Origin of the sequence: Propionivibrio sp. (assembly GCF_017995515.1) — a bacterium.
In the GTDB taxonomy this organism is placed as follows: domain Bacteria; phylum Pseudomonadota; class Gammaproteobacteria; order Burkholderiales; family Rhodocyclaceae; genus Propionivibrio.
In genome coordinates this window covers 18,304-27,365 of sequence record NZ_JAGOIT010000005.1, presented here as the reverse complement: position 1 = coordinate 27,365, position 9,062 = coordinate 18,304, and the positions used below count along the sequence as shown (strand labels likewise).

Below are 9,062 nucleotides of genomic sequence, written 5' to 3'. Positions count from 1 at the left end.
GTCTGCATCTGGCCCGACTACTACGGGATCACGTATCGCAACCCGAAGACGCTGCAACTCTCCGGCATCGAAATCGACATGGCGAACGAGCTCGGGAAGGAACTCGGCGCGCGCGTCGATTTCATCGACAGCTCCTTCGCCCGACTGATCGACGATCTCACAGCCGACCGCTGCGACATCGCCATGTTCGCCATCGGCATCACGCCGGCGCGCGCCGAAAAACTGAGCTTTTCGCCACCGCACCTGACCAGCGACATCTACGCGATCGCGACGCGCACCAACCGCCGCATCACGAGCTGGGACGACATCGACTCGCCCGGAACGATCGTCGCCGTCGCGCGCGGCACGCTGCACGAGACGGTGATGAAGGAGATGCTGCGCGACGCGCAACTGCTCATCCTCGACACGCCCTTCGCGCGCGAGCAGGAAGTGCAGGCCGGTCGCGCCGACGTGTTCATAACGGATTATCCGTACAGCCAGCGCTTTCTCGCCGGCAACGACTGGGCAAAGCTGATCGCACCGCGGGGAAAATATCACCTGACGCCTTACGCCTACGCAACGGCGCTCGGCGACGACGCCTGGCACGCGCGGATCGCGCGCTTCGTCACCGACATCAAGCGCGATGGCCGTCTGCTCGAGGCCGCCAGGCGACACAAGCTCGAGCCCATCGTCAGCCCATGATGAAACGCACGCAAATCCTGCGCCTTACCTTCCTTGCCGCGGCACTGCTGGCGGTGGGGAGCATGCTGGTCATCTCGGCCTTCGGCCTGTGGCGACTGCGTTCGGAAGCGATCACGAATGGCCTGGAGACCGCGGCGATGCATTCGCGCGGTTTCGAGGATCTGCTGACGCAAAGCCTGCGCCTGACGGCAATGATCACCGCCGCCAACCTGGAGAACGAGCGGCCGCGCAGCGACCCGGCGCACGTCGCCGAAACCTTCGCCACCGTGCTGCGCCACGCCCCTTTCCTGCGCTCGCTCTCCCTGCTCAACGAGGACGGGCGCGTCACGGCGAGTTCCAATCTCGCCAACATCGGCCTGACAGTTTCCACCGCCGCTTTCCTGCCGCCCGACGGCGACGAGCTGGGCAGCATGCGCGTCGGCGCACCGTGGGCCGGACGCGACCTGTTCCGGGGCCGCCCGAGCACACCGGAGACGCCTGTCGAGGGCGACGACCTGAACTTCGTTCCGCTGGTGCAAAAGGTGACGACGCTGGAGGGCACCGTCACCCTGCTCATCGCGCTCAACCCCGACTACTTCGTCAACCACTTCACGCAAAAACTCGACGCGGCCGAAGGCAGCGTGGACGTCCTGCGTTACGACGGCACCCTGCTCATGACGACGACTGTGAGCGGCAAACCGGGAAGCCTGCTGGACGCTGCCGTCAACGCTTTCCATCTCGCCGAAACAGAGTTCGGCCAGTTCGAGCAGGAATCAGTCGGCGCCAGCCTCGCGCCGCCGGCCCCCCGCCCGACCTTGACCGCGTTCCGTGCCTCGCGCCTCTACCCGGTCGTCGTCGTCACGCGCATCGACCGCGAGTACGCGCTACGCAACTGGAAGACGGCTTCGATCACGCTGGCCAGCGTGGCGCTGCCGGTTCTCCTCGGCCTCACGCTGCTCTCGGTCGCCTATTACCGGCGCCAGATGCTGCAGGCGGCGCAGCGCGAGGAATCGGCGCGGCTCAAGGCGATCAACGCGACGGTGTTCGATTCGAGCACGGAAGCCACGCTGATCACCGGCGTCGACGAGGTGATCGTCTCGATCAACGCCGCTTTCACTCGCGTGACCGGCTTTGCCGCAAACGACATCATCGGCCGCCACCTTGATGAACTGCTGGTCCCGGACGACAGCACGGCGCAGCTGCAAGACGAGGGGACGGCGCCACACGCCGAGCCGCCCACGGTTGAAATGCAACTGCGCTGCAAGGACGGTTCGCACATCTGGATAGAGATCCTGTCGACGCCCGAGTGCGACGCCGCCGGCCGCATCGTCGGCTACCGCCGCATCGGCCGCAACATCACCGAGCGCCGCGAGATGCAGGATCGGGTGCGCGAACTCGCCTTCCACGATCCGCTGACCGGCCTGCCCAATCGCCGCCTGCTCAACGACCGCCTCGGCCTGGCGATGGCGCAGAGCAAGCGCAGCGGCACCTACGGCGCCGTGCTTTTTCTCGACCTCGACAACTTCAAACCGCTCAACGACCTGCACGGCCACGACGCCGGCGACCAGTTGCTCATCGAAGTCGCCCGAAGGCTGCACGGCTGCGTGCGCGAAATCGACACCGTCGCGCGCTTCGGCGGCGACGAGTTCGTCGTCATCCTCGGTGCGCTGGACGCGACACCCGACGAGTCGCTCGCGCTCGCGCGAAACGTCGCCGAGAAGATCGCCACTGTCCTCGCGCGCCCCTACCACCTGAACGTGCGCCAGCACGACGGGACGGAACTCGCCGTCGAGCACGCCTGCACGTCGAGCATTGGCGCCACGCTGTACTTCGACAACGGAGTCCGCCAGGAAGAGATCCTCAAGCGCGCCGATTCGGCGATGTACCGCGCCAAGAACGAGGGACGCAACCGGATCTGCTTCGCGGGCGTCGACGCCGACGAAACCGCCCTCGCCCTCTGAACCGGAAACCACGCGCATGTTCGCCATCTACGGAGTCAGCGGACCGATCTTTCAGGGCACGCTCGAAGCGCTCAGCCGCATGCCGCCGGTCATGCGCCGCACGCCGATCGCGTCAGCACGCCGGATCGAGGATGACGTGACGACCGAAGCGGCAACCAACGGTAACGAAGCCGCAGTCGCCGGCAGCCGCCGCAGTCGCCCGGCCATCGCCGCCTATAAGGCCATGCTTCCGGAAAGCCTCGACCGTGGCCCGCTCCATCACGCCGACCAGATCATGACGCCGGACGTCATCGCCGTGAGCGCGCGCGACGAGGTCGCGCTCGCCTGGCGCACGCTGACGCGGCACCGGATTCACCAGACGCCGGTGCTCGACGACAGCGGTCGCCTGGTCGGACTCGTCAGCGAGCGGAACCTGCTGACCACGCTCAATGTCGACGCAGGAGAAGTCCGCGACGTGCTGGCCAAACTCGTCGGCGACGTGATGACGACACCGGTCGTCGCCGCCAGCCCGCTGACCGACATCCGGCGCATCGCGCGCGTGATGCTTGATCGCGACGTCGACGGCGTGCCGATCGTCAACGAGGCCGGCGTATTGCTCGGCTTCGTTTCCCGCAGCGACATCCTGCGGGCGGTGGTCACCGACCCGCCGCTCAGCATGTGGCGCTGATTTTCCTGCTGCATTCATTTTTTGCGGACCCGCCATGGCCAAAGAATCTGTCGTGATTTACCACAACGCGCGTTGTTCCAAGAGTCGCTCGGCGTGTGACATCGTCGCCGCGCTCGGCGTCGAGGCCGAAGTCATCGAATATCTTGAAACCCCGCCCGGCAAGGAGGAACTGCGTGAACTGCTCGACAAGCTCGACATGCAGCCGGGCGAACTCGTGCGCCACGGTGAAGCAGTCTACAAGGAGAACTACGCCGGCAAGACGCTGACCGACGAGGAATGGCTGGACGCGCTGGTCGCCCATCCGATCCTCATCGAGCGCCCGATCGTCGTGCGCGGCGACCGGGCCGTCATCGGCCGGCCGGCAGAGAAAGTGATGGAGTTCCTGAACTCGGACGACTAGACCGAGCCACCGGGGCGCAGCCAGCGCAAGATCTGCGCGGCGACCTGTGGATCGCTCAGCAGCGCCATGTGACTCGTCTGGTAGGCGATCCGTTGCGCCGACTTCGGGAAATCAAGCCGGCGTTTCGCATCGCGGTGATGACCGAGCGCGCTGTGCAGCGGAACGAGGCCGTCGCCGATCAGGCGGTCGGCGAGCAGACTGCGTTTGGCGGCCGTCGTTGCGGCGACGGCGTAGCAGGCGACGCCCTCCGGCAGCGGCACGCGCTGGCGGCTGTCCGGCTTGCGGTGAAAGCGGTCGTGGCCGTGCCAATCCTCGTCCAGAACATAGCCAAAACGCAGATCCGTAATCCCGGCGCTGCGCAGCTGGCCAAGACGGGCGAGCGGCGCGGTAAACGGTGTGCTGCCGAGCAGGACGTCGACGATGTTGCCGGCACGCTCCAGCGGCGCGCCGTGGTGCGGCGTACCGAGAAAAACGAGGTTCCTGAGCCTTCTCGGCCAGGCCAATCCGTCTTGTTGGGCATAGTGCGCCGCGCTGCGCATGACCAGACCGCCCATGCTGTGCGCCAGCACGCTGACCTCTTCAACCGGGACCGGCCAGTGCCCGAGTAATTGCTCCAGTTGCAGCGCCAGTTCGCGGCCGTTCTGCGAGACATGCAGACCGGAGTTGTAGCGCAGATAGATCGGCGTCAGCCCAAGTTCGGCGGCCAGCCGCTCGCCGTGATTGACGGCATTCCCTTCGTACTGCGAATCCCATTGCAGGTCGTTGCGGCACAGGCCATGAATCATCAGCAGGAGCTTGCCGGTGACTTCCGGAGGGTCCTGACGGGATGGCGAGCCGTGCCAGTTCAACACTTCACCGCGATGGCGCAGGGTCATGCGGATGACCAACGGATTGTTGTCCGCCAACAGGCGGTCGCCCATCACGCCATTGAGCGCGGCAAGAACCGCTTCGCGCTGCACAGATACGGCATCGGCCGACTCCGGCGAATCGAGCACCTTCTCCAGCAGGCACAAGGACGCTTCCACACCGACCTCAAGCGCCTGTGCCACGCCGCGAATGCTTTTGTAGACGAGGCCGGTCACGCCGCCCGTCTGCCCCGGCACCGCGGCATGAAAACCCAAACGATCCCGGACCGACTGATGGACGCCCTCGACGATACGGCTGACACTGCGCGTCGCCTGGGCAGCCAGACGCGCCGCGCCACGCACGTCGGAGGCGCGTAGATGCCTGAATGGGTTGCGCTGCGCGGCTTTATTCATCCCGAAAGGCCCAATCGCTGCGGATCGCCGATCCGCAACGGTCCGGCTAAATCCGGAAGCGCGCCACCAGCTGCTCCATGGCGTGCGCCGTTTGCGTCATCGTGTTGGCCGCACTCGACGTCTGCTTGGCAATCGCCGTCGCTTCCTCGGCCTGCGCCGCGACGTCCTCGACCTTCTTCGCCACGTCGTTCGACGCCGACGCCTGTTCGCGCAACGCCTCGTCCACTGAGGCGACGAGCTGCGAGACTTTCTTCGCCATGTCCTGCAATCCGCCGATGGTTTCACCGGCCTGGCGGGCGTTCGCGACGCCTTCGTCAACCATCTTCACGCCGTTTCCGACCTGCGCCACCACTTCGCGCGTCGATACCTGGATGGCATCGACCATCTTGCCGATCTCGCCGGTCGACAGGGCGGTGCGTTCGGACAGCTTGCGCACTTCGTCGGCTACGACGGCAAAACCGCGCCCCTGCTCGCCCGCCCGCGCCGCCTCGATCGCGGCGTTGAGCGCCAGCAGGTTGGTCTGGTCGGCGATGTCCTTGATGACGCTGACGATGTTGGAGATCTTTTCCGACTCACCTTCCAGCCGGGCGATCTGTTCCGCCGAACTGCGCACGACATGGGCGACTTCGCCGATGCGCTCCACCAATCGGTCGATCTGGTCGTGACCTTCCTTGGCCATACGGTCCGAATCGTGGGCAAAGTGCGCCGCTTCGCTCGTGTTGTCGGAAACGTGGTTGATCGAAACCGTCACCTCTTCCACGTTGGCCGCGATGGCCGAGGCGACCGAGCTTTGAATGCTCGCCGAATCATTCATCTGACGCACCGACTCGTTGAGATGGCCGGAGCACTCCTGCAGCGATTGCGAACTGGCCCGCGTTTCCTGCAAGGCGCTGCGCAACGCCTTTTGCATGTCGGTCATCGCCGCGACCAGCTTGCCCACTTCGTCCTGGCTCGCAGGCGGCATTCGCCCGGTCAGATCGCCACCGGCAATCATCTGCGCCGCCGAGACGCTGTCCGACAGGCGGCGGCCAAGGCTGCGCGACAAGAGGAAGCTGGCGATGACGGCGATGACCACACCCGCCAGAAGCGCAACAAGTCCGGCGCTGGTTGCGGCACTCACATCCGCTTCAGCATTCGTCGAGGCCGCATCGGCTCCCGCGCGGTTGATCTTCAGCAACTCGTCCGTCGCGTCACGCACGGCATCGGCCGCCTTGACCCAGCTCGTCCTTCGCAGTTCCTGCGCCGCATCGACCTGACCGTCCTTCGCCTTGGCTATCGCATCGTTGACGGTCGCTTCATACGCAGCAATCGCCTTCACGAGCTCGTCGTAATTTTTCTTTTCCTCGGCGTCTGCAGCCAACGGTTCCGTGATCAGCGGCTCGTATTTCTTGAGCGCTTCGCCCAGCGTGGCGCTGAGTGCCGCAAGCGACTTCCCGATTTTCGCGCGTTCCTCATCGTCCGCCGCAAGCATGAACTCAAGGCTGCGCACGCGATAGCGCAGCCGCAACTGGCTGATCTCGCCGGCTTGCTGGATCGAAGGAAGCCAGCTGGTCGCAATTTCACGAGTGGCGCCACCAACAATGCGGAGCTGATAAAGGCAGAAGAGAATGGCAGCGATCAACACGCCGCCGCTCACGAGAAAATTGATGATCAGTTTTCCGCGCAGACTGATGTCATTGAATCTGGGCATGGGTCGCTCCTTGTGTGTTTGATGATCCGCTCGACATTTTGCCGTGCTTCCGGTTTTCAGCATAGAACAGCGTCAGCCAGGCAACAATGATCGCGCAGCACTCGGACGCGATGTGCCTCAACGCGATGTGCAGAAATGTGTTCCGGGCGCAGACAGCTTGCGATGATTCCCGCCGCACCGGACAATCACGTCTTTGCAACTCGATACAGGAATTGGCCATGACCGGCGGAGGATGGAGCTGCCCCCACGAAGTCAACGGATTGTGCAGCAAGATCAATAACCTGCCCTGCGATCCGGGCATGAAAGGCTGCGAACTGTACGGGCGCTACGCTTTTTTTGACGGCAGCAAGAACTCGCGTTTTCTGCAGAAGCGCGAACGCGCCGCGGCAGCCGAAGCGCACGAAACGCCTACCGAAGATTGAGCGGCCCAGTGATGCCTCGAACCTTTGCCGGATGGGGCTCGGTCGCGCTGTGTGCGCTCGCGCTCACACAATCGCCGCCGTCCTGGGCGCTGCCCCGAGAATCCGCCGTGCCCGGCGGCATCGCTCTGGTTCGCCTCGGCACAGCGGTACCGGGAGCGGCGACGCCACGCGCCTGGCTTGGCGAACAACGGGTGTGGGTCAGCGTCGAGGGGGGTCAATGGACCGCCGTTGTCGGGCTGGCGCTCGATCTGCCGCCGGGATCGCTCAAGTTGCGCGTCGAGGCGGGCGAGCAGCAGCGACAGGTCGATTTCGTCGTGCGGCCCAAGACGTATCCTGAACAGCACATCCGCTTGAAGGATTCGAGCAAGGTGACGCTCTCGCCTGCCGACGAGGCGCGCGCCGTGGCGGAAATCGCCGAGATCCAGCAATTCAAGCGACATTGGCGCAGCGTCGGCGCCGAAGACGCGGTCGAGGCGCAATTCGTGCTGCCCGCCAACGGGCGACTGGCCAGCCGTTTCGGCCTGCGCCGCTTCTTCAACGGCGAGGCACGCGCGCCCCATTCCGGACTCGACGTCGCCATTCGGCGCGGCACACCGGTCAATTCAACGGCACGTGGCACGGTCCTGGCGGTCGATGACTACTTCTTCAACGGCAAGACGGTGTTCGTCGACCACGGCAACGGCGTGATCAGCATGTACTGCCACCTCGACCGCATCGACCTGCAGGCTGGTGATCCGGTCAGTCAGGGACAGCGCGTCGGTCTCTCAGGCATGACCGGGCGCGCCAGCGGCCCGCATCTGCACTGGAGCATGGTCCTCAACGGAGTGATGGTCGACCCGGCGCTGTTCATCGAGCGCGCGCCGTAGCCGCGACGCGGTTCAGAGCACGTTCAGAAAGATTCGTCGCTACTCAGGAAACGCCACTGCCCGAGCGGCAGGTCGCCGAGCAGCACCTTGCCGATGCGCACGCGCTTCAAGCCGACGACGTGCAGCCCGACCAGCTCGCACATGCGGCGGATCTGGCGTTTTCGGCCTTCACGCAGGACAAAGCGCAGCTGGTCTTCGTTGAGCCACTCGACCTTCGCCGGCTTGAGCTGGTGGCCATCGAGGCTGAGGCCGTGGTTGAGCAACGCCAGTCCCTTCGCGTCGAGTTTGCCCTCGACACGCACCAGATACTCCTTGTCGACCGTCGAATCCTCGCCGATCAGCCGGCGTGCGACGCGCCCATCCTGGGTCAGGACCAGGAGGCCGGTCGAATCGATGTCCAGCCGGCCAGCCGGCGCCAGGCCCTTGAGATACATCGGATGGAACGCCGGCGTATCCGGCGTCTTGTACTGGTTTACCGGCTGCACCAAGGTGACGGCCGGCTTGAAGCCCGGTTCCGGCTGACCCGAAACGTAGCCGACCGGCTTGTGCAGGAGGATCGTCATTTGCTGCCGCTGCGCCGCTTGCGCGCCTTTGTCCAGACGGATGCGGGCGGAAGGGTCGGCGCGAGTACCAAGCTCGGTTACGCGCTCGCCGTCAACGAAGACCCAGCCGCGCTCGATGAAGCTGTCGGCCTCGCGCCGCGAACACAGGCCGCGCTCGGCCATCAGCTTGGAGATGCGCACACCGCTTTGCGGCGCATTGTCGGCATCGGCGGGCTTCGGCTGGCGCTGGACGGCCCCTGCGGACTTTGGAGCAACGGGTGCCCGCGACGGCGTACCGCGCGGTTTGTCCTGTGCGACGATCCTGACGCGCGGCTTGCCCCCCTCGGCCGATTCCGTCGACTTTGCCTGGAAGGTGTAGCCGCCGGCGCGCTTCGAAGTACTGGCGTTGCCGCTCGTTCTGGCCGGTTCCGGCTTCGGCGAGGCGGTTGGCTCGACCGCAGCCTTCTTGATCGTGCGGATCTTCGGCGCACCGCCGCGCACCGGCTTGCGAGCGGAGTCCTGCGATGTTTCGTTCCCGGGCTTGGCGGGCAAACCCAGGGTCTTGCGGGGCGAATCAGACATCAGTCAGCAACTG

At 65.2% G+C, this 9,062-nt stretch carries 9 protein-coding genes; 6 read left to right on the top strand and 3 right to left on the bottom strand.

The annotated features are described in order from the left end of the window. From KBA32_RS01595 to arsC, 4 genes are all read left to right on the top strand, one after another. The coding region (locus KBA32_RS01595) for an ABC transporter substrate-binding protein (protein WP_294354281.1) at window positions 1-681 on the top strand (681 nt) is incomplete at its 5' end. Next, window positions 681-2,621, top strand: coding sequence for a diguanylate cyclase (locus KBA32_RS01590; protein WP_294354278.1), 1,941 nt, complete (start codon window positions 681-683; stop codon window positions 2,619-2,621). The genes KBA32_RS01595 and KBA32_RS01590, both read left to right, overlap by 1 nt. Before the next feature lie 16 nt (window positions 2,622-2,637). Further along, complete coding sequence (locus KBA32_RS01585) at window positions 2,638-3,288, top strand: CBS domain-containing protein (RefSeq protein ID WP_294354275.1); 651 nt, start codon at window positions 2,638-2,640, stop codon at window positions 3,286-3,288. 34 nt (window positions 3,289-3,322) lie between these two features. Beyond that, window positions 3,323-3,688, top strand: coding sequence for an arsenate reductase (glutaredoxin) (arsC, locus tag KBA32_RS01580; RefSeq protein ID WP_294354273.1), 366 nt, complete (start codon window positions 3,323-3,325; stop codon window positions 3,686-3,688). On the opposite strand, the gene KBA32_RS01575 is transcribed toward arsC, so the two are convergent. Together KBA32_RS01575 and KBA32_RS01570 are read right to left on the bottom strand one after the other, a co-directional pair. Continuing rightward, window positions 3,685-4,947: an alpha/beta hydrolase gene (locus KBA32_RS01575; protein ID WP_294354270.1), complete on the bottom strand. Its 1,263-nt coding sequence runs from the start codon at window positions 4,945-4,947 to the stop codon at window positions 3,685-3,687. The two genes, arsC and KBA32_RS01575, sit on opposite strands and share 4 nt — an antisense overlap. Before the next feature lie 46 nt (window positions 4,948-4,993). Further along, window positions 4,994-6,637, bottom strand: coding sequence for a methyl-accepting chemotaxis protein (locus tag KBA32_RS01570; protein ID WP_294354268.1), 1,644 nt, complete (start codon window positions 6,635-6,637; stop codon window positions 4,994-4,996). A gap of 86 nt (window positions 6,638-6,723) precedes the next feature. On the opposite strand from KBA32_RS01570, the gene KBA32_RS01565 reads away from it, so the two are divergent. Together KBA32_RS01565 and KBA32_RS01560 are read left to right on the top strand one after the other, a co-directional pair. After that, window positions 6,724-7,059 carry a hypothetical protein gene (locus tag KBA32_RS01565; protein ID WP_294354262.1) on the top strand — a complete coding sequence of 112 codons (336 nt, stop codon included), beginning with the start codon at window positions 6,724-6,726 and terminating at the stop codon, window positions 7,057-7,059. Window positions 7,060-7,070: 11 nt separating this feature from the next. Then, complete coding sequence (locus KBA32_RS01560) at window positions 7,071-7,925, top strand: M23 family metallopeptidase (RefSeq protein WP_294354259.1); 855 nt, start codon at window positions 7,071-7,073, stop codon at window positions 7,923-7,925. A gap of 23 nt (window positions 7,926-7,948) precedes the next feature. Here KBA32_RS01560 and KBA32_RS01555 read toward each other — a convergent pair whose 3' ends face one another. Next, a complete protein-coding gene (locus tag KBA32_RS01555) occupies window positions 7,949-9,049 on the bottom strand; it encodes a pseudouridine synthase (RefSeq protein WP_294354257.1) in 1,101 nt (366 codons plus the stop codon). Between the last annotated feature and the right edge of the window lie 13 nt (window positions 9,050-9,062).

Bases quoted from the DNA above. Each gene is read 5' to 3' on its own strand.
- KBA32_RS01590 (WP_294354278.1), top strand. From the start codon at position 681: ATGAAACGCACGCAAATCCTGCGCCTTACCTTCCTTGCCGCGGCACTG.
- KBA32_RS01585 (WP_294354275.1), top strand. From the start codon at position 2,638: ATGTTCGCCATCTACGGAGTCAGCGGACCGATCTTTCAGGGCACGCTC.
- arsC (WP_294354273.1), top strand. From the start codon at position 3,323: ATGGCCAAAGAATCTGTCGTGATTTACCACAACGCGCGTTGTTCCAAG.
- KBA32_RS01575 (WP_294354270.1), bottom strand. From the start codon at position 4,947: ATGAATAAAGCCGCGCAGCGCAACCCATTCAGGCATCTACGCGCCTCC.
- KBA32_RS01570 (WP_294354268.1), bottom strand. From the start codon at position 6,637: ATGCCCAGATTCAATGACATCAGTCTGCGCGGAAAACTGATCATCAAT.
- KBA32_RS01565 (WP_294354262.1), top strand. From the start codon at position 6,724: ATGATCGCGCAGCACTCGGACGCGATGTGCCTCAACGCGATGTGCAGA.
- KBA32_RS01560 (WP_294354259.1), top strand. From the start codon at position 7,071: ATGCCTCGAACCTTTGCCGGATGGGGCTCGGTCGCGCTGTGTGCGCTC.
- KBA32_RS01555 (WP_294354257.1), bottom strand. From the start codon at position 9,049: ATGTCTGATTCGCCCCGCAAGACCCTGGGTTTGCCCGCCAAGCCCGGG.